Raw genomic sequence first — 23,536 nt, forward strand, 5'->3', positions numbered from 1 at the left:
TCGCAGCGGTGGCTACCGGTCGGCCTCGGCCGGGGCGGGCAGCTCGGCCGCGGCGGGGGTACCGATGCACTTCTCGATGTCGGTCGCGGACCCCCAGAGGCTTTCGAAGTAGAAGCGGAAACAGCGGTTCACCACGTCCTGGCTGCGGATACTGAAGGCGACGTGCCGGTGGGAGTCGGTGGAGTACGTGATGATGACCAGGTCGTCGTCGTAGATGCCGATGCTGAACGCCTCCGCCGCGTGCCGGGACTCGGTCAGCAGTTTGACCCCGTACCGGTGGCCCTTGACTTTGGCTGCCCGCACGGCCGCGAGTTCGGTGGCCAGGAATTCGGCCATGGCCTCCTCGTCGCTGTGCAGGATCACCCGGCGGAAGCGGTGGTGCGGCGAGCTGAGCGCCCACTCCCGGCATGCCTGGATGTGGCGGGCCGCCGCGCCCACCGGGTTCGGCCCATGGCTGCGCAGGTAGCTGACGCAGACCCGTTCGCGGGCGTTCTGCACGGCCTGCCGGGTGGCCTCGTAGACCTGGTCGTCCTCGTACACCTGCACGTCGACGGCTCGACCGGCCTGTTCGGCGAGCAGGGCCAGGCCCAGCTCGATCGAGGCCAGCGACTGGCGGTGCCGGTCCAGCACCGCCGTCTGCGCCACCACGAAGACGAGGATGAAGAAGAGCGTGGTGGCGAGGAACGGCACCTGGTACTTCTGCAGGGCGCCGAGCTCGCGCCAGAGGAACATACCCAGGACGTAGAGGCAGAGGCCCGCGATGAGGATGTAGAGCATGGCGTTCTTGACGACGGCGCCGGCCAACGCGATGAATCTCCCGAGCAAGGTTCCTCCGCAGCTGCTGTCCGGCCGGCGCGACCGCCCCGGGAGGCATCGACATTAGGCTCTGCCGACCGTCGGCACCACGAATTGCCTGATCCTTGACAGACGACCGCGCGGACCTGCGTCGGGTCTCACGGGGCGGTGTGCGGCGGTCCGCCTGATCCCGCCGTACGGCCGTGGTACTAGCCTCTGGGCACCATGGGGCTCTCGGACGTTCTTCTGCTGGTCATCGCCGGTCTCGCCGCGGGCATGGTGAACGCGGCGGCCGGCGGTGGTTCGCTGATCACGTTCCCGGCGATGATCGCGGTGGGCATTCCGCCCGTCGCGGCGAACGTCAGCAACTCGGTGTCGGTCTTCCCCGGCTACGCGGCGAGTGTGGCGGGCAGCCGGACGGACCTGCCGCCCCGGCGGACGCTGTGGCCGTTGCTGCCGACGGCGGTGCTCGGCACGGGGGTCGGTTGCCTGCTCCTGCTGGCCACCCCGGCGCGGGCGTTCGACCTGGTGGTGCCGTTCCTGGTGCTCGGGGCCACGGCGGTGCTGGCCTTCCAGGGGCCGCTGCGCCGGCTGGTCGGCCACCCGGCCGAGTTGGGCCCGCGCCGCCGTACCCTCACGGTGCAGGCGATGGTCGCGGTCGGCACGGTGTATGGCGGCTATTTCGGCGCGGCGCTCGGGGTGATGCTGGTCGCCGGCCTGGCCCTGGTGCTGGACGCGACGCTGGCCCGGGTGTCGGCGGTGAAGAACCTGCTCTCGGCCGTGGTGGGGTTGACCACGCTGGTGGTGTTCGCCCTGTTCGGGCCGGTCAACTGGGCGGCGGTCGCGGTGGTCGCGCCGGCCACCATGCTCGGCGGGTACGTGGGGGCCCGGGTGACCCGGCGGCTGCCACCGGTGGTGCTCCGGACGCTGATCGTCTGCTTCGGCACGACGATCGGCCTCTACCTGCTCTGGCGGGCGCTGGGCTGAACGGCGACGAGGCCGCTCAGTAGGCCTCCCCGACGGGTTCGTGCTCGGCCTGCCGGGCGGCCCGGTTCCAGCGGGACCAGCGCAGCCGTTCCCCGTAACCGGCGGCCATCAGGTGCGCGCAGGTCAGGTAGACCAGCAGGCCGACGGCGAGCACCCCGGCGCCGACCCAGAACGGCAGCGCCAGCCCGTGTTCGGCGAGCTTGCCGGCGAGGATCGGGGCGGGTGCGGCGGCTCCCCAGCGGACCAGGTTGAACGCGCCGGTGGCGACCCGACGGTCGGTGGAGCCGAGGCCGAGGGCCAGGTCGGTGAGGTTGGCGTTGGCCAGCCCCATGCACAGGCCGGCGACGACCAGCACCACCAGCGACTCGGCGGTGCCGGTCGAGGTGGCGAAGAGGACCATGCAGGCCAGCAGGCCGACCAGCGCCACCCCGACGGTCTGCACGGCGCCGATCCGGTGGGCCAGCCGGTGGCCGATGAGCAGGATGCCGGCGGCCAGGCCGAGACCCCAGCCGGTGAACGCGAGGCCGAGCGGGATGACGTCGAGGCCGAGGAAGAGCGGCGTGTAGCCGAGCACCACGAAGAAGACGAAGTTGTACGCGGCGGTGACCACGCAGAGAATGAGGAACGCCGGCCGGCGGTAGGTGGCGAAGATCTGCCCCAGCCGTACGGGCGGCTGCCGGTGGGTCGGCTCGCGGAGCTTGCGGGCGGCCACCAGCAGGGCGAGCACCATGAACATGCCGCAGACGAAGAAGGGCAGCCGCCAGCTCACCTGGCCGAGCAGGCCGCCGATCAGCGGGCCGACGGCGAAGCCGAGGCCGAGCGCGGTCTCGAAGAGGCCGACCACCCATTCCCGGTCGTTGGCGAGGTTGACCAGGACCACCATGGCGGTGGCGAAGAACATCGCGTTGCCCAGCCCCCAGACGCCGCGCAGCACCGACAGCTGCACGATGTCGTCGCTGAACGAGGCGGCGATGGCGGCCAGGCCGACCACCGAGACGCCGGTGACGAGCACCGGCTTGAAGCCGAACCGTCCGCTGGCCAGCGTCGCCGGGATCATCCCGACCGCCATCACCGCGATGTACGCGGTAAAGAGCAGTTCGACCTGCCAGGCGGTGACCCCGATCGCGGTGCCGATCGCGGGCAGGATGGGGTCTACCACGGCGATGCCGGCGATGGCGAGGAAGGCCACCAGCGTGGTGGCGTAGATGGCACTGCGGTGGGGCTCGGTATGCCGGTCCACTCCGCTCTCCCGTCCGGCCGAAGCCGCATATAACTGTATCATACAGGTAATTCTGTTGTATCATACAGCTATGAGTGACGACCAGGCGACGCGAACGGAGTCGGGCGAGGCCGCCCTCGGCCGGATCGAGACCGAGGTGGCCCTGCTCATGCGGCTGGGCGAGGCCACCCGCCGGGCCACCGGCAGCGCCGAGCACCGGGTCCTCGACCGTGCGGCGTACGTGATCCTGCGCCACCTCGACGCCACCGGCCCGCAGAACGTCTCGGCACTGGCCGCCCGGCTCAACCTGGACGGCTCCACGGTCACCCGGCAGTTGTCGGCGCTGCAACGCGACGGCCTGATCGCCCGCACCCCCGACCCGACGGACGGGCGGGGCACCGTGGTCTCCCCCACCGCCGCCGGCCTGCACCGGATGGCCGTCGTCCAGGCCGCCCGGACCCGGCTCTACGGCGACATCCTGGCCGACTGGACCCCCGCCGACCGGGACACCCTGGCCACCCTGCTGGGCCGCCTCAACCAGGCCCTCGACTCCCGCACCCGCCGCCCCTGACCCACCCACCCCGCGCGCCCCCGCCCCGCCGGCTGCCCCCGCCCCGCCGTCCGTCCCGCCCCCGCCCCCGCCCCGGTGATCAAGAGCTTTACGTCAGCTCCACCCCGAACGCTGGCCCAAACCTCTTGATCACCGGCCTCAGTCAGCCCGGAGGCGGACACGGCGGCCGAGTCGGTCACGTGGTCAAGAGGTTTGGGCCAGTTCTCGGCGGGATGTTGACGTAAAGCTCTTGATCACCGGGGCGGAGGGCGGGGGCAGGGGCGGAGGGCGGGGTGGAGGGCAGGAGGGCGGGGCGGGGGTTAGGCGATGGGTTCGGGGGATGGGGTGGGGGTTCGGGTGGGGGTGATGCGGGGGTCGCCCTCGTCGGCGAAGTAGTCGTCGGGGGTGGTGCCGTCGGTGCCCTCGGCCACCTTCGCCGCCCGCAGCGCCAGCGTGACCAGCGCCGCCACCACCAGGTTCACCAGCACGGCGACGATGCCCACGTAGATCGTCTTCTTGGTGTCGAAGCCGAAGTCGGACAGCGGGAACGCCGACCCGCCGAAGTGTGCGCGTTTCGACGCCGGGTTGGGGATCTGGTAGAGCATCCACATGCCCAGCCCCATGCCGGCCGCCCAACCGGCGATCAGCGCGCCCCGGTGGAACCAGCGGGTGTAGAGACCCAGCGCCACCGCCGGCAGCGTCTGCAGGATGATCACGCCGCCGATCAGCTGGAGGTCGATGGAGAACTGCGGGTCGAGGAAGACGATGCAGGCCACCGCGCCGACCTTCACCACCAGCGAGGTGACCTTCGATACGGTCGCCTCCTGGGCCGGGCTGGCGTCCCGCCTCAGGTACTCCTTGTAGATGTTGCGGGTGAACAGGTTCGCCGCCGCGATCGACATGATCGCCGCCGGCACCAACGCGCCGATGCCGATCGCCGCGTACGCCACCCCGGCGAACCAGTCCGGGAACTGCTGGTCGAACAGCACCGGCACCACCGTGTTGCTGTCGAGGGTGCCCTCCTTCGCCCCGGGCAGCGGCTTCACCCCGGCCGCGATGGCCATGAAGCCGAGCAGCGCGATCAGCCCGAGCAGCAGGCTGTACGCCGGCAACGCCGACATGTTCCGCTTGATCACGTCCCGGCTCCGGCTGGCCAGCACGCCGGTGATGCTGTGCGGATAGAGGAAGAGCGCCAGCGCCGAACCGAACGCCAGGGTGACGTACTGGAGCTGGTTGTCGGCGTTGAGCAGGATGCCGTCGTTCGGGTTGGGCGAGGCGGCGAACTTCGCGTCCGCGGCGTCGAAGATCGAACCCCAACCCCCCAGCTTGTACGGCAGGTAGATCACCGCCACCAGGATGACGACGTAGATCAGGCTGTCCTTGACGAACGCGATCAGCGCCGGGGCACGCAACCCGGACTGGTAGGTGTAGGCGGCCAGGATCGCGAACGCGATGATGATCGGCAGGTGCCGGGCCACCGCGTTGTCCCCGGTGACCCCCATCGTCTTGAGCACCGCCTCGATGCCCACCAGCTGCAACGCGATGTACGGCATGGTCGCCACGATGCCGGTGATCGCGATCAGCAGGGCCAGCACCGGCGAGTCGAACCGGCGGCGCACGAAGTCGGCCGGGGTGACGAAGCCGTGCCGGTGCGACACCGACCAGAGCCGGCAGAGCACCAGGAACACCAGCGGGTAGATGACGATCGTGTACGGCACCGCGAAGAACCCGGCCGCGCCCGCCCCGAACATCAGCGCCGGCACCGCCACGAAGGTGTACGCCGTGTAGAGGTCACCGCCGACCAGGAACCAGGTGATCCAGCCGCCGAAGCTGCGCCCGCCCAGACCCCACTCGTCGAGGTGCGCCATGTCCTTCGGCGCCCGCCACCGGGCCGCCACGAAGCCCATCGCGCTGACCAGCAGGAAGAGCACCGAGAAGACGATGATCTCGGTCAGATGATCACGCCACATCAGCGTTCCCCCTCCGTTCGCGACTGCGGGGCTCGCAAAACCGGCTCACTCCTCGCGCTCACCGAGCCACCTGCCGCTCGCGACTGCGGGGCTCGCAAAACCGGCTCACTCCTCGCGCTCACCGGTCCCCACCCCGCTTCCGGGTCATCCGGTAGACCAGCGTGGTGGTGGCCACCCCGAGCAGGATCCAGGCCAGTTGCAGCCAGTAGAAGCGCGGGAAGCCGAACAGCCGGGGCGAGTCCGCGTTGAACAGCACCGGGATCAGCGGCACCACGATCGGGACGAAGAGCAACCAGTTCCAGGGGCTGTGGTCCTTCGCCCTGGACGACGCCGCACGGGGTGTCTCCGGTTCGCCGACGGTCATCTGACCCACCTCCGGTAGTCGTGCCGACCGGTAACGGCCGGACGCTACGACCCGGTGGAGCGGTTCACCTTCCATCGGCGCGCGACGATGCGCTCAACGGCCGCCCGGCTGCGCCGAGCGGCGTACCCCAGGCCCGGCACATCGACCGACGACGAACGACGCAGCGACCCGCGGACCGGGCCATAACGAACCAGGCCACAGCGAACCAGGCCACGAACCGGGCCACGACGAACCAGGCCACAGCGGACCGGGCCACGACGAACCGGCCGGTCCGGGACGTCCGGACCGGCCGGTGGGCGACCGGGGCTCAGTCGGGCGGCAGGTGGGCGGTGTCGTTGACCGAGCGGACCGCGATCCCGCCGTCGGGCCACATGTCGAGCACCGAGATGCCCGCCGCGTCCAGGTAGAGCCGGTGCAGGAAGGCATCGCCGGCCGCGAGGGCGTCGCGCAACGCCAGCTTGATCGGCGAGACGTGTGAGACGACCACCACGGTCTCTCCGGGGTACGCCTCCCGCAGCGCCGCCATCGCCCGGTCGACCCGCTGCCCGACCTCGGTGAACGACTCACCGCCCGGCGGGGCGATCCGGGTGGAGGCGAGCCAGGCGTCCAACTCGCCGGGCCAGCGGTCCCGCACCTCGGCGAAGGTGTGGCCGTCCCAGTCGCCGAAGTCGCACTCGATCCAGTCGTCCTGCGGGCGTACCGGCAGACCGCCGAGTGCCCCGGCGATCGCCTCGGCGGTGGCCGTACACCGGGACAGCGGGGAGCTGAGCACGGCCGCGACGGACGGGGCCAGCGCGGCCACCCGGGCGGCGGTGGCCCGGGCCTGGGCCTGGCCGGACTCGGACAGCGGCACGTCGGCCCGGCCGGCGTAGCGGTGCTGCACGGTCCACTCGGTCGCACCGTGCCGGACCAGGATCAGCCGGGTGGCGGTGAAGGTCGGTCGCGGCTCCCAGGACGCCTTGGTGGTCGCCGGATCGGTGCCGGCGGTCCGGGTGGCCGCGCGGGCGGCCACCTCGCGGGCCTGCGCCCGGCCCGGCGAGTCGGCACCGGCCACCGGCCGGGACGGCTCGTCGCCGGACGACGAGGGCGTCGGCCGGGACGGCTGGCCGGCGGACGAGCCGGGCGCCGACCGGGACGGCTTGCCGGCGGCGGCGTCCATCGCCGCGTTGGCCAGGGCATCGGCGTGCCTGTTGCGGTCCCGGGGGATCCAGCTGAACCGGACGGTGTCGAAGCGGTCCACCAGCGCGGCGGCCTGGGCGGCGAGCGGGCGCAGCCCCGGGTGCTTGATCTGCCACCGGCCGCACATCTGCTCGACCACCAGCTTGGAGTCCATCCGGGCGTCGACCTCGACCGCGCCCAGCTCGGCGGCGGCCTCCAGCCCGGCGATCAGACCCCGGTACTCGGCGACGTTGTTGGTGGCCGTGCCGATCGCCTCGGCGCGTTCGAGCAGTACCTCGCCGGAGGCCGGATCCCGGACCACGGCACCGTACCCGGCCGGACCGGGGTTGCCCCGCGACCCGCCGTCGGCCTCGATGACGACCGCGCGTACCGCCACCGGGCTACAGCCCCGACTCGTTGGTACGCACCATGATCCGCCGGCAGTCCTCGCAGCGGACCACCTCGTCCGGGTCCGACCGGCGGATCCGGGCCAGGTCCGCCCCAGACAGCTCCAGCCGGCACCCACCGCAGCGGCCCGAGGTGAGCAGTGCCGCACCGAGGCCGGTGTCCTCGCGGATCTTGTCGTAGAGGCTCACCAGGTCGGCGGGGAGGTCCGCGGCGAGCGGCTTACGCGCGCCCTGCTTGAACTCCTCCTCCTTGGCGATGGCGGCCAGGCTCTCGTCGCGGCGCTGCTCGGCGGCGGCCCGCCGGTCCCGGGTTTCGGCGATCCGGGCCTCGATCCCGTCCAGGGTGGCCTGCGCCGTCTCGCGCTGCTCCATCAGCTCCAGCTCGGCGTCCTCCAGGTCGCTCTGACGCCGGTTGAGGGAGACCAGCTCGTGCTGGAGCGCCTCCAGCTCGCGGGCCGGCCCGCTGCCGCTGGCCAGCCGGGTCTCGTCCTTGCTCTTCCGGGCCCGTACCTGGTCGATGTCCTTCTCCAGCCGGGCGATGTCCCGGTCCAGGTCGTCCACGGCGACCTGGGCCCGGACCCGCTCGTCCTCCAACCCGGACAGCTCGCGGGCCAACCCCTCCAGCTCGGCCCGTTCGGGCAGCGACCGGCGTCGGTGGGCGAGCTGGGCGAGGGTGGTGTCGATCGCCTGAAGATCGAGCAGGCGGCGCTGGACCTGGGGTTCAGCCTTCACGGTCGGGGCTCCTTGTCGTCCATCGCGGGTGCGGCGGCGTGCACGGTCCACGGGTCGGTGTCCAGGTCGGACACCACGGTCTCGACGCCGAAGCCGGCCCGCAGGTGGGCGGCCACGTCGTCCAGCCAGGGTCGTTCGGTCGCCCAGTGCGCGGCCTCCAGCAGGGCGGGTCCACCGGCGGCGAGGTGCTCGCCGGCGGAGTGGTGCCGCAGGTCGGAGCTGAGGAACGCGTCCGCTCCGGCGGCGGTCGCGGCGGCCAGGAAACCCTCGCCCGAGCCGCCGCTGACCGCGAGGGTATGCACGATACGCGCGGGATCACCCCCGGCGCGAACCCCCCAGACCGTGGCCGGCAGGACGGCGGCGGCGTGCCGGGTCAGCTCGGCCAGGCTCATCGGGGCGGGCAGCTCGCCGATCCGGCCGATGCCCCGGCCACCACCGGCCGACGGGGAACCGGGGGCGGACGGCGCGAGGGGGCGCAGGTCGGTCAGCCCGAACCGGGCGGCCAGCGCGTCGGAGACGCCGGGTGCGGCGACGTCGGCGTTGGTGTGCGCCACGTACAGGGCGACACCGGCGCGGATCAGGTCGTGCACGATCCGCCCCTTCCAGGTGGTCGGGGCGACCGAGGAGACACCGCGCAGCAGCAGCGGATGGTGGGCGACGATCAGGTCGGCCCCGGCGGCGAGGGCCTCGGCGACCGTCTCGGGTACGACGTCCACCGTGCCGTAGATCCGGCGGACCGGGTCGGTGGGCTCGCCGAGCACCAGACCGACCCGGTCCCACTCCTCGGCCCAGGCGGGCGGGTAACGCCGATCCAGCTCGGTGACGACGTCGGCGACGGACGGCGGGGACGCGGTTGTGCTCACGGCCGGTCAGCTTACCGGCGCGCAGCGGCGACCACGCCCACCGCCCGTCGCCCGGGTCAGGCCGCCGAGGCGGCCCGGGACCGGTCCGGCAGGGCGGCCACCGCCGCCTCCCACGGGAAGGCGTGCAGGTGCCGTTCCCCCGTACCGGGCGGGTGCAACGGGTAGACGTGGTCGCCGAAGAGCACCGTGGCGCCCCACTCGCGGAGCCGTTGCAGGCCGGTCTGGAAGGCCGGGTGCCCGGCCATCGCCGCGTTGGTGAACGGCACCACCACCACCGGCACCCCCCGGCCCTGCCCCTCGACCAGCAGGCCCAGCGCCAGGGTGTCGGTGATCCCGGCCGCCCACTTGTTGACCGTGTTGACGGTGGCCGGGCAGACCACCATGGCGTCCGCCGGGGGCAGCAGGTCCGGGTCGCCCGGGTTCTTGTAGTGGGTCCGCACCGGGTGGCCGGTCTGCCGGGCCAGCGCGGACCGGTCCACGAACTTCGCCCCGTCCGGGGTGGTGACGACGCAGACCTCCCAGCCGTCGTCCTGGGCCAGGCCGACCAGGCGGTCGAGGTGACGGGCCAGCGGCGAACCGCAGGCGATGACGTAGAGCACCGTCCGGCGCTCGTCGTTCTGGTGCGGTCCGCCGCTCATCCGGCCACCGCCGCGTTCATACTCCGACTCCCATCTGCTCAGCCAACTCCGCCAGCGGCGCGGGCAACGCACCCCGTGTGCGACGCAGCACGTCGGACATCACCTCGTGGGCGATCGGCCGGCAGCGGATCTCCGACGGGGCGAGCCGGTCGCCGCGCAGCAGCATCTCCCCCGCCTTGGCCATGTCACCGACCTGGGTGTAGCCCCGGGCGATGTCGAGCAGGTGGTGGGCGCGGCGCTCGGGCAGCAACCCGTTGAAGCGCGGCTCGGGGATCCGCTGGTGGATCTCCACCGCCCGTCCGCCGTCGCCCATCTCCACCGCGGCGGCGGCCCGGTGCAGCTCCAGGTTCGTCGGGCCGAACGAGGTCCAGTAGTGGTTCTGGTCGCCGCCCAGCATGACGGCCGCCTCGTGGGCGCCGTGGAACAGGTCCTCGACGGTGTCCGAGTCACCGAACCGGGCGGCGGCCATCGCCCCCTGCAACAGCAGCATGCCGTAGACGGAGAGCCGGCCCGGCCCGCTGTCGTTCATGCCGCCGGGGGCGAGCCGGTTCGCGATGCTGACGTTCAGCTCCAGGGCGGGGCGGGCCCGGCCCATCGCCACCAGCGCGTTGCAGACCCGGGTGGTGGCGACCCCGGCCAGCAGCGGGTCGTCGGCACGCTGGGCGACCGCCATCGACCGGTCGGCGGCCAACCAGGCCAGGTCGCACTCGCCCAGCTTGCGCAGCACCGAGGAGGCGATCTGGTAGACCTGCCCGAGCAGGTTGGCGGCCTCCTTCGCCTGGTCCCCCTGGTGGCCGGCGTCGGCGGCCTGGGCGTCGCGCAGCAGCTTCGGCAGCGCCCGGGTGAGCATCGCGTAGCGGCCGTACTGGTAGGTGAGCCAGGCGTGGGTGACGGCCTTGCCCAGGTCGGGCAGGGGCGGCGGGTGCGACACCGCGTCGAAGTACGCGGTCATCGAGCTGTACTGCTCCAGGGCCGCCCGGATCTCCTGCACCTCGATCTGGTCGATGCAGGTCAGCGCGTCGCTGCGCCGTTCCGGGTCCTTGCCGAGCAGCAGTTGCACGTCGATCCGGAGGATGACGGCGATCTCGTACAGGACGGAGAACTTGTCCAGCCGGCGGACCCCGCGCTCGACCTTGTCGACCCAGCTCTTGGACTTGCCCAGCCGGTCGGCGAAGACCTGTTGCGACATCTTGCGCCGCCCGCGCCAGTAGGCCACCCGTCGCCCGATCGGCAGCTCGTCCATCTTCTCCCGTTCCTCCCCCTCGTCGGTTCGTCCGGCCGGTCTGCGGACGACCCCGGCGGGGTGCTTCCGATCCGTCCGTCCCTGCTGGTCGCACAGCGTGTGCGGCACCCATACAGGTGGTTCTCGTAACTTTTCGTGCAAGTTGCACGAGCTGTTCGTCAGGTCAACGATCCCGGGTCGGGACAGTGACGGCGCTCGACGTAGGGGGTGGCGCGGTGACCGGTCGGAGTGAGCGGAGAGCACGGGACATGTGGGGAAACGTCGGGCCGAGGGTCGCCCAGCTGTCACCGATCGAGCGGGTCCGGCTGCGCCGGATCGCCGTGCGGTACGCGGTGCACGGCTGGGAGGTGACCCCCGGTGCCTGCCTCGCGCGCAGCCGCTTCGTCTGCGGCCGGGCCGGCTGCCCCACCGTCGGCTGTCATCCCGCCCTGGAGAACTGGGAACGCGGGGCGAGCACCGACCCGGCCCGGGTGGCCACCTGGTGGCGCAGTCGTCCGCACGGGGTGCTGCTGCCCACCGGCCGCGCCTTCGACGTGCTGGAGGTCTCGGCGCAGCTGGGCCGGCGGCTGCTCGACGCGGTTCCCGGACACCCGGCCGGGTCGGGTGCCCAGGGGCCGGTGGTGGTGACCCCGACCGGGCGGTGGATGTTCCTGGTCCGCCCCGGCGACCCGCTCCGCCCCGAACTGGAACACTGCTTCCACGTGGTGCGCCACGGTGCCGGGTCGTGGATACCGGCCCCGCCCACCCGGCTGCCCGAGGGCACGGTGCGCTGGGCGGTCGCCCCGGAACAGGCCCGCTGGCAACTGCCCGACTCGTACCTGCTGCAGAACACCCTGATCGAGACGTTACGGGCCGACGGGGTGACGCTGACCCCGGAGCTGCTGCCCGGCCAGCTCCCGCTGCCCCGGCGCGGCCACTGACCACCGCACGGCGGCAATGGCCTGGTGCCGCGCGGCAGGGTCGGGTTCCGGCCAGCGTCCCGGCCGCCGCCGCGCTCGTTGCACACCACGACGGCGCGGGTGCGCCTGCGGAGCGGGGGTAGGAACATGGCCAGGGACGACGAGATGCGGCACACCGACGGCACCGAACCACCGCACCGGCGGCGACCCCGGCACTGGTCGGACAGCCGACCCGCCGGTTCCCAACCGGGGCGGCCCCGACCCACCGGCTCCCGCCCGGCCGGCACCCGGCGCACCGCCCGGTGACCCGCACCGCGGTCACCCGCTGCCGTCCGCCGGCCGGCACCGTCCACCGGCCCCACCGCGCCCCTGCACCCGTACCGCCCGGTCGTGCGGTCAGTCGACCAGCGGCAGGCTGGTGGAGCGCAGCAGCCGGCCGTCGTCGGTGACCACTGCGTGCCGGTGGCCGGGCAGCCGGTCGAGCCAGCCGACGCCGGCCACCCCCATCGCCACCGCCGCCGTGGCGTAGGCGTCGGCGACGCCCAGGTCGGAGCCGACCACGGTGACCGAGCGCAGGCCCCGCGCCGGCTCGCCCCGCCGGGGATCGAGGACGTGGTGCCCCCGCTCGTAGACGCCCGAGGTGGCGACCGCCAGGTCGGTACCGGTGAGCACCAGGCAGGTGGCGGACGCGTCCCAGGGGTGCCGGACGCCGATCCGCCACGGCCGCCCGGACGACGAGTGCCCGCGTACCCGGACGTCGCCACCGGCGTTCAGGCAGTGCTGGGCGGCCCCGGCGGCCACCAGCCGGTCCGAGGCGACCTGGACCGACCAGCCCTTCACGAAACCCGAGGGATCCAGCCGTCCGGTGGCGTACACGTCGAAGTAGCCGTCGGTGTCGCCCCACAGGTCGGCGCAGCGGGCCAGCACCGCGCGCAGGTCCGCCGACGCCCCGGACAGCGGCAGCTCGCCCCGGTCGACGCGGCGTACCTCGCTGTCGTCGCGGTAGGTGGTGAACCGGGCGTCGACCTCACGCAGCCAGCGGAAGGTGTCGTCGGCGAGCGTACGCAGGGTGGCGGCGGGCAGGTCGTCGGCGAGGTCCAGGCTGATCGCCGTACCCATCACCTGTTCGACCCGGCGCAGGCCGGGCCGGGTCCGTGGCACGGTCACCCGCGTGCCCGGTCGAGCGCGGCCTGCAACGACCGCCGGTAGCCGTCGCTGGTGGCGGTCGCCTGGGAGACGGTGTCCAGCAGGGCGCTCTGCTGACGCACCACCGCCCCGGAGGTGCCGCTGTAGGCGTCGTCGACCCGGGCGCTGCGCAGGTCGGACTGGCCGCCCTGGGGCAGCTCCACGGCCACCGCGTCGACGATCCTCGTCCCGGAGACGGTGATCCGCACCTGCACGTTGCCGTACTCCGTGGAGATCACCGGGCCGGTGACCCGGCGGGTGGTCGACGGCGGCGCGGCGGAGCCGGCCCTCGGGGCGGGCGGAGTGCCGCCGGGAGTACTCCGGGTGCCGCCGGGGGTGCGGCTCGGGGTGGCGCCGGGTCGGCCGGTCGGCCGGTTCGTCGCCGTGGGGCGCTGCGGGGTCGCCTCGGTGGTGACCGGGCCGGTGGTGACCGGGCCGCGCTCGGCCGGCGTGGCGGCCGGCAGACCCTGGGCGACCTGGCCGGTGCCCGGTCCGCCCTTGAGCACCACCAGCGCGGTGGTGCCGGCGGCCAGCCCGGTGATCGCGAGAAGCGCGCGACGCATGTCAGCCCTCCTACAGCTCGAACGGGGCGAGGTGGATCTGCCGGCGGGGCACCCCGGCCCGGCGCAGCGCCCGCACCGAGGAGTCGACCAGCCCCTGTGGTCCGCACAGGTACACGTCCCGGCGGGTCAGGTCGGGCACCAGCCGGCGCAACCCGTCCGGGCTCATCACCTGCCGGGGGCCGGCGTCGTCGCGGGAGCCGACGACGTACCAGACGGCGGTCTGCCGGGCCTGGGCCAGCCAGTCCAGCTCGTGCTGCAGCAGCACGTCGGCCGGGGTGCGGGCCCGGTAGATCAGGGCCGCGCCGGGCGGCAGCTCCTCCAGCATCGCCCGGAGCGGGCCGATGCCGCTGCCGCCGGCGATCAGCAAAGCCCGCTCCCGGGTCCGGTGCGCGGCGGTGCAGGTCCCGGACGGACCCTCCGCCCAGACCCGGGTGCCGGGTCGCAGGTCGCGCAGGTCGGCGGTGTGCCCGCCGACCACCTTGACGGTCAGCCGCAGCCAGCGGCCGTTCGCCGCGGCGGACGGCGAGAACGGGTGCGACTGCCACCAGCACCCCCGGGTCAGGAACCGCCAGCGCAGGTACTGCCCGCCGAGCAGGTCGAGCTGGAGGAGCCGGTGGCCGGTCAGGTAGATCGAGACGGTGTCCGGGCTCTCCGCCACCACGTCGGTCACCCGCAGCCGGTGCCGCAGGTTGAGCAGCAGCGGCGCGACCAGCCGACCCCAGGCCAGGGCGGCGGCCACCAGCAGGTAGCCGGCGATCCAGCCGGTGCGGACCGGGCCGGGCGGGAAGAGCTGCGCGCCGTTGCTGAACTGGTGGCCGAAGCCGAGCAGCAGCGCGAGATAGCTGGTCAGGTGCAGGTGGTACCAGAGTTCGTAGGGCACCGCCCGGCGGACGGCCCGGATGCCGGTGCCGCCGACCAGCACCAGGATGCCGGCCGCGACGAAGGCGGACACCAGGTCGTCGAAGTCGCGCAGCAGCACCCCCACCTGGGCGGTCACCGAGTTGTCCCGGGTCCGCGCGTAGCCGACCACCAGCAGCGACAGGTGGGCCAGCACCGCCACCAGCAGGGTCGCGCCCAGGTCCCGGTGCACCCGGGACAGCCGCTCGCCGCCGACCCCGCGTTCCAGCACGCCGAGGCGGCTCATCATCAGCACCTGCACGAGCAGCAGGTAGCCGGCGACCAGGCCGGTGACCCGCCCGGCCGCGGTGAGCAGGTCGGCGGTGCCGGCCAGCGAACCGGCCGGGGTGTCGAGCCACCACGGGAGCACCGCCGCGACCAGGCCCAGCCAGAACAGCGCGGACAGCACCCGCCGGCCGGTGGACCCCCGCCGGGGCAGGGCCGGCGGCGGGGGTACGGACGCAGCCGACCGGCCGCCGTGCCGGGACGGATCCCCGGTACGACGGCCGGCGGCGGGCAGGTCCCGACAGGTCACGCGTAGAGCTTCATCGGGGTGAACTTCCTTCTCGGGAAGATCCTGTCCACCTGGGCCGTGGTCAGCCCGAACCGGCCCTGCGCCACCGTGCCGTAGACGTCGAACATGTTGTTGTACTCGGGCACGTCGCCCGAGTCCAGGTCACCCAGGCCGTCCCAGGCGCCGAGCAGCGGGCCGGCGAGCCGGCGGCCGGACAGGACGGTGACCACCCCGCCGTGGCCGTGGTCGGTGCCGCCGCCGTTGGAGGCGACCCGGCGGCCGAACTCGCTGGACACCATGATGGTGACGTCGTCCGCCCGGTCGCCCAGGTCGGTGAGGAAGGCCGCCATCGCCTTCGCCAGCTCGCCCAGCCGCCGGTGGAGCTGGCCGCCGGCGCGGGTGCCCTGGTTCTCGTGGGTGTCGTAGCCGCCCATGCCGACCGTGGCGACCCGGACGTTCGCCCCACCCTTGATCAACTGGGCGAGCTGCTGGAAGGCGTACCCGATGCCCTCGTAGGTCACCCCCTCCGCCGGCCGGTACGGCTTCGCGGCGAGCTGCTGGGCGGTCGACAGCGCGCCCATCCCCTCGATCACCGCCTCCTCGACCGGATGGTGGATCCCGGTGAACAGCCCCCGGATCGCCTTCTCGGTGGCCGCCCGGTACCGCTCCTCGCCGTTGAGCCGCAACGAGCCGACGCTGTTGAGCGACAGCGCGCCGTTGGTGCCGACCAGCGAGCGGGGCAGCGTGCTGCCGATGCCGACGCTGCGGAACGCGGTGCCCTTGCCGAGCGAGTCGACCAGGCTGTCCAGCCAGCCCCGGCCGCCGGTCTCGCTGGGCAGGCCGCCCAGGTTGCAGGCGTCGGCGGCCTGGAAGTGGCTGCGGGACAACCGCTCGTCGGAGACTGCCGGGACGAAGCCGAGCCGCCCGTTGCGCAGCCACTTCTCCAGCGGGGCGAAGGCGCTGGTCAGCTTGAAGCCCCGGCCCAGGGCCAGCGAGTCGTCGCCGAGCAGCAGGTCGGGGCGGGCCTTGGCGAGCACCGGGTCGTCGGCCGGGGCGACCAGGCTCAGCCCGTCCAGCCCGCCGTAGAGGAAGACGTGGATCAGGGTGCCGGTCCTCGTCGCCGCGAACGACGCCGACGTGCTGACGAACTGGGCGGTGGCCAGCGTGGTGGCGGTGGCGGCGGCACCGGCGACGAAGGTCCGCCGGGTCACCCCGCGCCCGTCCTGCTGCGCCTCCTCCAGCTCCTCCAGCCGGCGGTAGCGGTCGGCCTCGGCGGCGTTCTCGGCGGCGACGACGTCGGCCTCGGCGCGCAGCAGCGCCTCGGCCGGGTTGTCGGCGAGCCGGCGCAGGTCGGGGCACTCGGGGTGCAGGGGGAACGCGGGCACGGTCTTCTCCCTCGGATGCGTCGCCGGCTTCTCCATCGACTGCCTCACCGCAGGTGGTGCTGGGGGGACGCGAGGATCGCCCGCGCGACGGCGGCGATCGCCCCGTCGAACGTGGCGTCGACCCTGGCGGTGGCGGACACCCCGGCCACCCCGAGGATCAGGTTCCGCTCCCGGGTGGACAGCTTCTGGTGCACCAGCCGCTGGGCCAGCGCGTCCACGTACGCCCCGGCGGTCGCCGGCGGCTTCGCCACCAGCTTCTCCGGCCGGGTGTACGTGAACGGGGTGCGGTTCCCGGCGATCAGCTCGGCCGCCTCGTTCCAGCCGTTGACCATCGTGCCGGCCGACGTCCAGGCGACGTAGACGTCCGGGTAGCCGTCGGGGGTGGGCTGGCCCATCGGGTGGTGGCCCAGCTCGCGCAGCTTGTCGTGGATCTGGCGCAGCCCCTGGGCGAACGCGGTGCGCCCGCTGTCGCCCTGGCGGAAACCCGGCCCGGCCTGCGGCCCGACGCCCAGCGTCCGGTAGGTGGCGACCAGGTACTCCATCGGCCGGCGCACCTTCTGGCCCACCGCCGCCCAGAACTCCGAGGAGCTGAACAGCGACATCAGCAGCGGCTTCACCGAGCCCCTGTTGACCGTGTAGATCCGGGCGAGCCGGTCCACCAGGGACTTCGGCGGGGTGTCCGAGACGAACCGGGTGGCCAGGGCACGCGCCACCGACCGGGCGGTCGACGGGTGCAGCGCGAGGTAGGTGAGGTACGCGTCGACGACCTGGTCGGCCTTCTTCGGGTCGGTCGAGTCGTTGGGGTGGCTGAAGCCGAGGATCCTGACCTTGCCCCGGTAGTGCCGGTCGTGGCGGAAGACGTACCGCCCGTCGTCGACACCCCGGCCGGTCTGGAGCAGGGCGGCCTGCCGGACGTCCTTCTCGGTGTAGCCGCCGTCGACCCCGACCGAGTACAGCTCCAGGTTCTCCCGGGCGAGGTTCTCGTTGACCGCGTCGGCCCGGGAGTCGTTCTGGTTGAGGTAGAGCAGCAGCGCCGGGTGCCGGTTGGCGGCCACCAGCATGTCCGGGTAGCTGCCCATGGCGTGCTCGCGGATCACGTCCCGGTCGAACGAGTTCCGGTACGCCTCACCGCCGTCGAAGTCCGCCGCGACGTGCAGGAAGTCGTTCCAGAAGTCGACCATCACCTCGTAGAGCTGCCGCTGCGACCAGATCTGCCGGGCCAGCGTGCCGTCGACCATCTCCTTCTCCGGCTGTGCCCCCCGCGCGGCGAGCTGTTCCCGCTGGTCGCGTAGCTGCTTGCTGGTCAGCGCGAGGGTGGGCAGCTCGGCGAGCTTCAGCTCGGCGGCGCTCGGGGCGATCTTCTCCGGGTCGAGCTGCTGACGCACCCAGGCGTCGATGCCCATCCGCCTGATGTCGGCGAGCACCTTGGGGGTGGCCCCGAAGGTGGCCCGGCTGGCCAGGTGCCGGACCGGGTCCTTGGCCAGCACGGTCTCGACCGTCACCGGGGTCCGCGCCGCCGCGTCGGCCGGGCCGGAGAAGGTACGGCCACCGCTGGGCGAGTTCCGCTTCAGCGCCGCACCGGCCCGGGAGCCCATGTAGCTCTCGTTCTGCTCGGTGTAGGTGCGTACCGTGCTCGGCTGCTGGCCGCTCGGGCGGGCCGGCGTGCCGTCGGTGGCGGTGACGCCGGTGGCGTCCCCGGCGGCGTCGTCGAACAGGCCCCGCGCCCGGGGGCTCATCGCCAGCGCCGCGCCACCGGCCACCACGGCGGCGGTGCCGCCCAGCGCGACCAGGGCACGTCGCCGGCCGACCCGGCTCCGATCGTCGTCACCGTCGTCGTCCAGAATGGGCAGTCCGCTGCCGGCCGGCTGGTGGAACGCCTGCCGACCCAGGCCCTCGGGGCCGACCCACTGCGGGCCGCGGGCGGCACCGTACCCCTGTTCGTCGCGCGGTCGCCGCGGTGGCACGTTCTGGTCGGCCATGCGCCAGTCCCGCTTTCTTCGATGCGCCGTACGCTGCGACCGGGCGGGGCGGCGGGTGCGGCGGCTGCCGGAGGAGTTGCCCCGGGAAGGTAGCCAAGCGGTGGGTGGCCTTCAAGGCCGCGCGCGACGGCCGGGCAGGGCACTTAAGGCGCAGCTCAGCAGCGCCGCCGACCGGGTGGTTGCGCCCCGGGCGGAGGCCGGCGTCCCCAGCAGGGACGACGTGTCCGGCCTCGACCCCGCCGCGACCGTTCGGTGGTACGTGCCGTGGAAGCACGACGTTCACCGGCACAGCGAAACTTAAGGCGCCGGTAAACCCGCGCTGAGGTCGTGCCCGCGCCCCGTGGTCCGGTTTCGGACGACCCGTCCCGTCGAAACGGACAGCCGCCCCGCCGCAGCGGACAGCCCGTTCCGCCGCCGGTCCGGGGAGGCGAAAGTAGCAGCAGCAGGAGGGCGTGACCCGCTGCCGGAGCGGGTAAGCCGCCGAACCGCTGAAGCCGTGAGGGGAAGGCACCGCCATGCTCAGCAAAGAGGATCAGCGCAGATTCGACCAGATCACCCGGCACCTCCGGGAGAGCGATCCGAGGTTCTTCGCCCGACTCGACCATCGGATTCGAGCCCGGCGCGGACGCTGGCTGTTGCTGTTGACCGTCGTCCTGTGGGCGGCCCTGCCCGCGATGACCGTCCTGGCCGGGCGGACCGCCGGTGCCATGTGTCTGATGGTCCTGACGGCCCACACCGGACTCATGTGGCACTTCCGGCACCGTTGGCGCTGGCGCTGACCCCGCCGCTCCGGCCGCCCCCGGACCGACCCACCGCCCGCACCGGGCCGAGGTCCGGTCGGGCGGTGGTCCGACGCTGGTCGGGAGGCCGGTCAGCCGGGGTCGAGGGCCTGGTAGGCCCGGCGCAGGCGTTCCAGCAGGCCCGGCCCGCCGATCTCCGGTGCGGGTGCGCCGAGTTGGCGCAGCAGCAGTTCCGGGCCGGTGGCCAGGACCGCCGGTCGGTCCGGCAACGGCACCGGTGGCAGCCAGAACCGGTCCACCGCCGCGCTCAGCGGCACGTCGGGCAGGTCGGCGAGCACCCGGGCCGCGCCCGCCGGAGCAGGATCCGGCCCGCCCGCGCCGCTCGCCGTACGGTCCACCATCGACGGTACGGGGTCCGCCGCCGACCCACCCGGTGCCCTGCCGCCGACATCGGGCGACCCGGCGGGTTCGGGTGACGCGACGGTGCCGGCAGGCCCGGTTGCTCCGGCGGTGCCGGCGGAACCCGACGGGCCGGCGGTGCCGGCGGAACCCGACGGGCCGGCGGTGCCGGCGCGAAGCGTACGGAGCCGGCCCAGCAGTTCGTCCCGGCTCCGGCCCCGCCAGTGCAGCAACGCGAACGGATCGGCGTCGAACGCCTCGGCGAGCAGGTAGAACGTCGCGGCGAGGTGCTTGCACGGCACCGCGAAGTCGGGGCAGCCGCAGTGCTGGGTCAGCTCCCCCACCGAGGCGGGGAACAGCGGCGCCCCGGCGGCGGCGAACACCTCCTCCAGCTCGGCCGGCAGGTCACCGGCGAGCAGCCGGGCGCTGAAGAACGCCTGCCCGGCCAGCTCCCGCTCGACCCGCGCCCAGAGCGGGTCGGGAAAGGGCGGCAGGGCGATGACCACCGGGTACGGCGCAGGGCGGGAACCCTGCACGCTCGCCTCGACCCGTCCGGGTGACACGACCAGCCGGCGGACCTGACCACGGCGGGCGTACGCCCGGCCCCGGGTGAGCCGGGTGCCGAGGGCGAACGACTCCAGCACCTCCAGGAACCGCCGGGACCACCAGGAGACCCCGATGGCTCCCCGGGTGCTGCGCGCCCGCAACCCGTCGTCGACCCGGCGCGGCGGGCCGAAGTCGGCGAACGCGCCCCCCGCCCCGGGACCGGCCGGGCCGGGGCGGCCGGCGGAAGGCCCGGCCCGTCGGGCGGTCATTCGACCACCGCCCCGGCGTCCAGCGCGAACAGCTCCCGCAGTTGGCCGGTGGACAGCTCGGTGACCCACTGTTCGCCGCTGCCCACCACGGACGCGGCCAGGCTCCGCTTGTCGGCGATCATCGCGGCCACCCGTTCCTCCACGGTGCCGGCGCAGACGAACTTGCGGACCTGCACCCGCCGTCGCTGGCCGATCCGGAACGCCCGGTCGGTGGCCTGGTCCTCGACCGCCGGATTCCACCACCGGTCGACGTGTACGACGTGGTTGGCGGCGGTCAGGGTGAGCCCGGTGCCACCGGCCTTGAGGGAGAGCACGAACAGGGCCGGGCCGTCCGGGGACTGGAACCGGGTCACCAGGTCGTCCCGGTCGGCCTTGCCGACCCCGCCGTGCAGGTAGAGCACCTCCCGGCCGAAGCGGGCCGACAGGTGCCCGCGCAGCAGCGCGCCGAACTCGGCGTACTGGGTGAACAGCAGGGCCTTCTCGTCGGCGGCGAGCACCTCGTCGACGATCTCCTCCAGCCGTTGCAGCTTGCCGGAGCGGCCGGCCAGCGGCGAGCCGTCCCGCAGCAGCTGGGCGGGGTGGTTGCAGACCTGTTTGAGCCGGGTCATGGTGGCCAGCACCAGGCCCCGGCGTTCCATCCCCGTGCTGGACTCGATCTTCGCCAGCATCTCGTCGACGACCGCCCGGTAGAGCGAGGCCTGCTCGGCGGTCAGGTTGCAGAGCACCTCCATCTCCAGCTTCTCCGGCAGGTCGGAGATGATCGAGGCGTCGGTCTTGAGTCGACGCAGCACGAACGGGCCGGTGATCCGGCGCAGCCGGGCGGCGGTCTCGGCGTCGCCGTGCCGCTCGATCGGCACCGCGTACGACTGCCGGAAACTGCTCGCCGGGCCGAGCAGACCGGGATTGGCGAACTGCATGATCGACCAGAGGTCGGCCAGCCGGTTCTCCACCGGGGTACCGGTGACCGCGACCCGGTGCCGGGCGGGCAACGCCCGGATCGCCTCGGCCTGCCGGGTGGCCGCGTTCTTGATCGCCTGGGCCTCGTCGACCACCACCCGGTGCCAACCGACCGAAGCCAGCGCGACGGCGTCCCGGGCGGCCACCGCGTAGGTGGTGAGCACCAGGTCGGCGGCGTGCACCGCCGCCTCGAACTCCGCGTCCCGTGCCCGGTCCACGCCGTGGTGCACGTGGACGCGCAGGTCAGGGGTGAACCGGGCCGCCTCGCGCTGCCAGTTGCCGACCAGCGACATCGGACAGACCAGCAGGGTCGGCCCGGAGTCCGGCCGGTCCCCGGCGAGCAGGGCGAGCAGCTGCACGGTCTTGCCCAACCCCATGTCGTCGGCGAGCACCCCGCCGAGCCCGAGCGACTGGAGGAAGGCGAGCCAGGCCAAACCGCGCCGCTGGTACGGCCGCAGGGTACCCCGGAAGGCGGGCGGCGGGTCCAGCGGGGCGAGCCGCCGTTCGGCCTGCCCGGCCAGCAGGTCACCGAGCGGGCCGTCGGCGTTCACCGCCAGCACCGGCAGGGCGTCCGGCCGGTCCGACCCGGCCAGCCCCATCTTGAGCAGGTCGGCCACGGTCAGCTCACCGGCGGAACGCAGCAGCCGCAGGCCGGCGGCCAACCGCTTCGGATCCAGCTCCACCCACCGGCCGCGCAGCCGCACCAGCGGGGTCTTCAACGCGGCCAGCGCGGCCAGCTCGTCGGCGTCGATCGTCTCGTCCCCGAGCGCCACCTCCCAGCGGTAGTCGACCAACGCGTCCAGCCCGAGCGCGGAGGCGGCGGCGACGGTGCCCGGGGCGGTCCGGCTGCGCGCCTGCAACCGGGTGCCGAGCCGCGCCGACGGCCGCTGCCACCAGGACGGCAGCAGCACCCCGAAGCCGGCGGCGTGCAGCACCGGTGCGCCGTCGCGCAGGAACCGGTGCGCCCCCTCGACGTCCAGGTCGAGCTGCTCCGGGGCGGGGGTACGCAGCGCCTCGTCCAGCTCCGGCCAGAGCCGCCCGGCCCGGCCCAGCTCGGCCAGCAGGGTCTCCTGTGGGTCGTCCCCCCGGCCGGCGAGCGCCGGCAGCCGCTCCGGCGTCCGCCAGACGTCCCCGGCGGCGACGTGCAGGCCCGGCTCGTCGGCGGCCTGGAGGCCGAACTCGACCCGCCACCGTCCCCCCTGACCGACGACGCCCGACGGGTCGGCCGGCACCACGGTCAGGGGGTCGACGATCTCGTCGTCGGCCGGCTCGACCAGCCGGAAACTGGCCCGGACCGGGCCGCCGACGGCGTCGCGCTGCCAGGCGTCCAGCTCGGTGCGGAGGGTGGCCAGGGCGGTCGTTCCGGCGGTGAACCGGCGGTGCGGGCCGGTCAGCGCCGCCAGCCACCCGGCCGTCACGCCGTCGCGCCGACCGCCTCCGACCAGGTCGGTGCCGGCCAGCGCCCGCCGGGCGGCGGCATCGGTGAGCAGGTCCAGCGCGTCGGCCACCAGCTCACCGGCCCCGGTACCCGGTACGACCCGAGCCGCCCCGCCCGCGCCCGGACCGGACGACACCCCGGCCGCACCGGGAACGGACGGCGTCCCGGCCGCCCGGCCCGTGCCGGGGCGGGGACGGGTGGTGGGCAGCGGGTCGTTGCTGGCGGCCCGGACCGCCGGGGGCAGGGCGAGGGCCAGCGACCGGACCCAGGCGGCGTCCGCGCCGGTAAGCAGGGGCCGCCACACCGCCCACCCGACCGCCTCCCCGGCGGAACGCGCCGCCCGGCCGGTCGCCGTCGGAGACGGGGGCGCCTCCCCCGGGGGAGGGTCGGCCACGCCGGGCAGCAGCCGGCCCCGGGCCACCAGGTCGACCGCGAGCTCGGCCACCCGGGCCAGGTGACGCAGGCCCGCCCCGACCACGGCGTCGAGCCCGTCGAGGTCACCCAGCAGGGCGAGCGCGGCGTCCGGGGCGTACCGGAGGGCGGGGGTCCGCCAACCGGCGAGGGTGACCGGGCCGCGGGCCGGTTCCCCGACGGCGGTCGGGACCAGCTCCGGGGAGTGCAGCGGCGCCCCGGCCCGGGTCGGCAGGGTGAGCAGCACGGTGCCGGCCGGGCGGTCGCCGAGCAGCGCGCCGAGCGCGGCCGGCCCGGCGGCGAAGGGGTGGGGGCGCTCGCGGGGTGCCCGGCCGGGGCGACGCGGCACCTGCGTCGGCCGGGTGGAATCCTCCGCCCAGATCGCCAGACCGGCCCCGACCAGCCACGATCCGTGGACGACCAGCACG

At 73.9% G+C, this 23,536-nt stretch carries 21 protein-coding genes; 5 read left to right on the forward strand and 16 right to left on the reverse strand.

The features are described 5' to 3' along the window. Positions 1–12 precede the first annotated feature (12 nt). Positions 13–825 carry a hypothetical protein gene (locus O7625_RS29615; RefSeq protein ID WP_282343222.1) on the reverse strand — a complete coding sequence of 271 codons (813 nt, stop codon included), beginning with the start codon at positions 823–825 and terminating at the stop codon, positions 13–15. Positions 826–1,020: 195 nt separating this feature from the next. Between O7625_RS29615 and O7625_RS29620 the strand changes: the two genes are divergently transcribed. Next, positions 1,021–1,782, forward strand: a complete 762-nt coding sequence (locus O7625_RS29620) for a sulfite exporter TauE/SafE family protein (RefSeq protein ID WP_282343224.1) — start codon at positions 1,021–1,023, stop codon at positions 1,780–1,782. 16 nt (positions 1,783–1,798) lie between these two features. On the opposite strand, the gene O7625_RS29625 is transcribed toward O7625_RS29620, so the two are convergent. Next, the gene (locus O7625_RS29625) at positions 1,799–3,022 is read right to left on the reverse strand and encodes an MFS transporter (protein ID WP_282343226.1); all 1,224 of its coding nucleotides are present in this window, start codon (positions 3,020–3,022) and stop codon (positions 1,799–1,801) included. 70 nt (positions 3,023–3,092) lie between these two features. Here O7625_RS29625 and O7625_RS29630 point away from each other — a divergent pair, with 70 nt between their 5' ends. Continuing rightward, positions 3,093–3,572: a MarR family transcriptional regulator gene (locus tag O7625_RS29630; protein WP_282343228.1), complete on the forward strand. Its 480-nt coding sequence runs from the start codon at positions 3,093–3,095 to the stop codon at positions 3,570–3,572. Positions 3,573–3,871: 299 nt separating this feature from the next. On the opposite strand, the gene O7625_RS29635 is transcribed toward O7625_RS29630, so the two are convergent. The 7 genes from O7625_RS29635 to O7625_RS29665 all read right to left on the reverse strand — a co-directional run bounded on the left by O7625_RS29635 (position 3,872) and on the right by O7625_RS29665 (position 10,926). Further along, entirely contained in the window at positions 3,872–5,521 is a 1,650-nt protein-coding gene (locus O7625_RS29635) for a sodium:solute symporter (protein ID WP_282343230.1), read from the reverse strand. A 118-nt stretch (positions 5,522–5,639) separates the two neighbouring features. After that, entirely contained in the window at positions 5,640–5,885 is a 246-nt protein-coding gene (locus tag O7625_RS29640) for a DUF3311 domain-containing protein (RefSeq protein WP_067314872.1), read from the reverse strand. Positions 5,886–6,192: 307 nt separating this feature from the next. Then, positions 6,193–7,440 carry a bifunctional RNase H/acid phosphatase gene (locus O7625_RS29645; RefSeq protein WP_282343235.1) on the reverse strand — a complete coding sequence of 416 codons (1,248 nt, stop codon included), beginning with the start codon at positions 7,438–7,440 and terminating at the stop codon, positions 6,193–6,195. Between the two features lie 4 nt (positions 7,441–7,444). Beyond that, on the reverse strand, positions 7,445–8,182 hold the full coding sequence (locus O7625_RS29650; protein ID WP_067314868.1) for a C4-type zinc ribbon domain-containing protein: 738 nt from the start codon (positions 8,180–8,182) through the stop codon (positions 7,445–7,447). Continuing rightward, entirely contained in the window at positions 8,179–9,045 is an 867-nt protein-coding gene (locus O7625_RS29655) for a Nif3-like dinuclear metal center hexameric protein (RefSeq protein WP_282343238.1), read from the reverse strand. The genes O7625_RS29650 and O7625_RS29655 overlap by 4 nt, the downstream gene beginning before the upstream one ends. Before the next feature lie 56 nt (positions 9,046–9,101). Next, positions 9,102–9,683 (reverse strand): flavoprotein, encoded by a 582-nt coding sequence (locus tag O7625_RS29660; RefSeq protein WP_282343240.1) that lies wholly within the window; start codon positions 9,681–9,683, stop codon positions 9,102–9,104. Positions 9,684–9,699: 16 nt separating this feature from the next. Further along, the gene (locus O7625_RS29665; RefSeq protein WP_282343241.1) at positions 9,700–10,926 is read right to left on the reverse strand and encodes a helix-turn-helix domain-containing protein; all 1,227 of its coding nucleotides are present in this window, start codon (positions 10,924–10,926) and stop codon (positions 9,700–9,702) included. Between the two features lie 248 nt (positions 10,927–11,174). Between O7625_RS29665 and O7625_RS29670 the strand changes: the two genes are divergently transcribed. Then, positions 11,175–11,846 (forward strand): bifunctional DNA primase/polymerase, encoded by a 672-nt coding sequence (locus O7625_RS29670; protein WP_282347138.1) that lies wholly within the window; start codon positions 11,175–11,177, stop codon positions 11,844–11,846. Positions 11,847–11,972: 126 nt separating this feature from the next. Then, complete coding sequence (locus tag O7625_RS29675; RefSeq protein WP_282343242.1) at positions 11,973–12,131, forward strand: hypothetical protein; 159 nt, start codon at positions 11,973–11,975, stop codon at positions 12,129–12,131. Positions 12,132–12,221: 90 nt separating this feature from the next. Here O7625_RS29675 and O7625_RS29680 read toward each other — a convergent pair whose 3' ends face one another. Genes O7625_RS29680 through O7625_RS29700 form a run of 5 tightly spaced genes read right to left on the reverse strand, consistent with a single transcriptional unit; the run spans position 12,222 to position 18,348 of the window. Beyond that, positions 12,222–12,944 carry an FAD:protein FMN transferase gene (locus O7625_RS29680; RefSeq protein WP_282347139.1) on the reverse strand — a complete coding sequence of 241 codons (723 nt, stop codon included), beginning with the start codon at positions 12,942–12,944 and terminating at the stop codon, positions 12,222–12,224. 44 nt (positions 12,945–12,988) lie between these two features. Beyond that, positions 12,989–13,573: an FMN-binding protein gene (locus tag O7625_RS29685; RefSeq protein WP_282343244.1), complete on the reverse strand. Its 585-nt coding sequence runs from the start codon at positions 13,571–13,573 to the stop codon at positions 12,989–12,991. A 10-nt stretch (positions 13,574–13,583) separates the two neighbouring features. After that, positions 13,584–15,005 carry a ferric reductase-like transmembrane domain-containing protein gene (locus O7625_RS29690; protein ID WP_282343246.1) on the reverse strand — a complete coding sequence of 474 codons (1,422 nt, stop codon included), beginning with the start codon at positions 15,003–15,005 and terminating at the stop codon, positions 13,584–13,586. Beyond that, positions 15,002–16,369, reverse strand: a complete 1,368-nt coding sequence (locus O7625_RS29695) for a DUF1501 domain-containing protein (protein ID WP_282343248.1) — start codon at positions 16,367–16,369, stop codon at positions 15,002–15,004. Before O7625_RS29695 ends, O7625_RS29690 begins: the two co-directional genes overlap by 4 nt. Positions 16,370–16,413: 44 nt before the next feature. Then, complete coding sequence (locus tag O7625_RS29700) at positions 16,414–18,348, reverse strand: DUF1800 domain-containing protein (protein WP_282343250.1); 1,935 nt, start codon at positions 18,346–18,348, stop codon at positions 16,414–16,416. A 515-nt stretch (positions 18,349–18,863) separates the two neighbouring features. On the opposite strand from O7625_RS29700, the gene O7625_RS29705 reads away from it, so the two are divergent. Beyond that, a complete protein-coding gene (locus O7625_RS29705) occupies positions 18,864–19,127 on the forward strand; it encodes a DUF3040 domain-containing protein (RefSeq protein ID WP_067313648.1) in 264 nt (87 codons plus the stop codon). Between the two features lie 92 nt (positions 19,128–19,219). On the opposite strand, the gene O7625_RS29710 is transcribed toward O7625_RS29705, so the two are convergent. Together O7625_RS29710 and O7625_RS29715 are read right to left on the reverse strand one after the other, a co-directional pair. Continuing rightward, on the reverse strand, positions 19,220–20,302 hold the full coding sequence (locus tag O7625_RS29710; protein WP_282343252.1) for an SWIM zinc finger family protein: 1,083 nt from the start codon (positions 20,300–20,302) through the stop codon (positions 19,220–19,222). After that, positions 20,299–23,535 (reverse strand): DEAD/DEAH box helicase, encoded by a 3,237-nt coding sequence (locus O7625_RS29715; protein WP_282343254.1) that lies wholly within the window; start codon positions 23,533–23,535, stop codon positions 20,299–20,301. The genes O7625_RS29710 and O7625_RS29715 overlap by 4 nt, the downstream gene beginning before the upstream one ends. Position 23,536: the final 1 nt, after the last annotated feature.

It is taken from the genome of Micromonospora sp. WMMD714 (assembly GCF_029581315.1).
Taxonomy (GTDB): Bacteria; Actinomycetota; Actinomycetes; order Mycobacteriales; family Micromonosporaceae; genus Micromonospora; species Micromonospora rifamycinica.

Bases quoted from the DNA above. Each gene is read 5' to 3' on its own strand.
- O7625_RS29635 (WP_282343230.1), bottom strand. From the start codon at position 5,521: ATGTGGCGTGATCATCTGACCGAGATCATCGTCTTCTCGGTGCTCTTC.
- O7625_RS29620 (WP_282343224.1), top strand. From the start codon at position 1,021: ATGGGGCTCTCGGACGTTCTTCTGCTGGTCATCGCCGGTCTCGCCGCG.
- O7625_RS29665 (WP_282343241.1), bottom strand. From the start codon at position 10,926: ATGGACGAGCTGCCGATCGGGCGACGGGTGGCCTACTGGCGCGGGCGG.
- O7625_RS29630 (WP_282343228.1), top strand. From the start codon at position 3,093: ATGAGTGACGACCAGGCGACGCGAACGGAGTCGGGCGAGGCCGCCCTC.
- O7625_RS29660 (WP_282343240.1), bottom strand. From the start codon at position 9,683: ATGAGCGGCGGACCGCACCAGAACGACGAGCGCCGGACGGTGCTCTAC.
- O7625_RS29680 (WP_282347139.1), bottom strand. From the start codon at position 12,944: ATGGGTACGGCGATCAGCCTGGACCTCGCCGACGACCTGCCCGCCGCC.
- O7625_RS29685 (WP_282343244.1), bottom strand. From the start codon at position 13,573: ATGCGTCGCGCGCTTCTCGCGATCACCGGGCTGGCCGCCGGCACCACC.
- O7625_RS29705 (WP_067313648.1), top strand. From the start codon at position 18,864: ATGCTCAGCAAAGAGGATCAGCGCAGATTCGACCAGATCACCCGGCAC.
- O7625_RS29640 (WP_067314872.1), bottom strand. From the start codon at position 5,885: ATGACCGTCGGCGAACCGGAGACACCCCGTGCGGCGTCGTCCAGGGCG.
- O7625_RS29670 (WP_282347138.1), top strand. From the start codon at position 11,175: ATGTGGGGAAACGTCGGGCCGAGGGTCGCCCAGCTGTCACCGATCGAG.
- O7625_RS29700 (WP_282343250.1), bottom strand. From the start codon at position 18,348: ATGGCCGACCAGAACGTGCCACCGCGGCGACCGCGCGACGAACAGGGG.
- O7625_RS29710 (WP_282343252.1), bottom strand. From the start codon at position 20,302: ATGACCGCCCGACGGGCCGGGCCTTCCGCCGGCCGCCCCGGCCCGGCC.
- O7625_RS29675 (WP_282343242.1), top strand. From the start codon at position 11,973: ATGGCCAGGGACGACGAGATGCGGCACACCGACGGCACCGAACCACCG.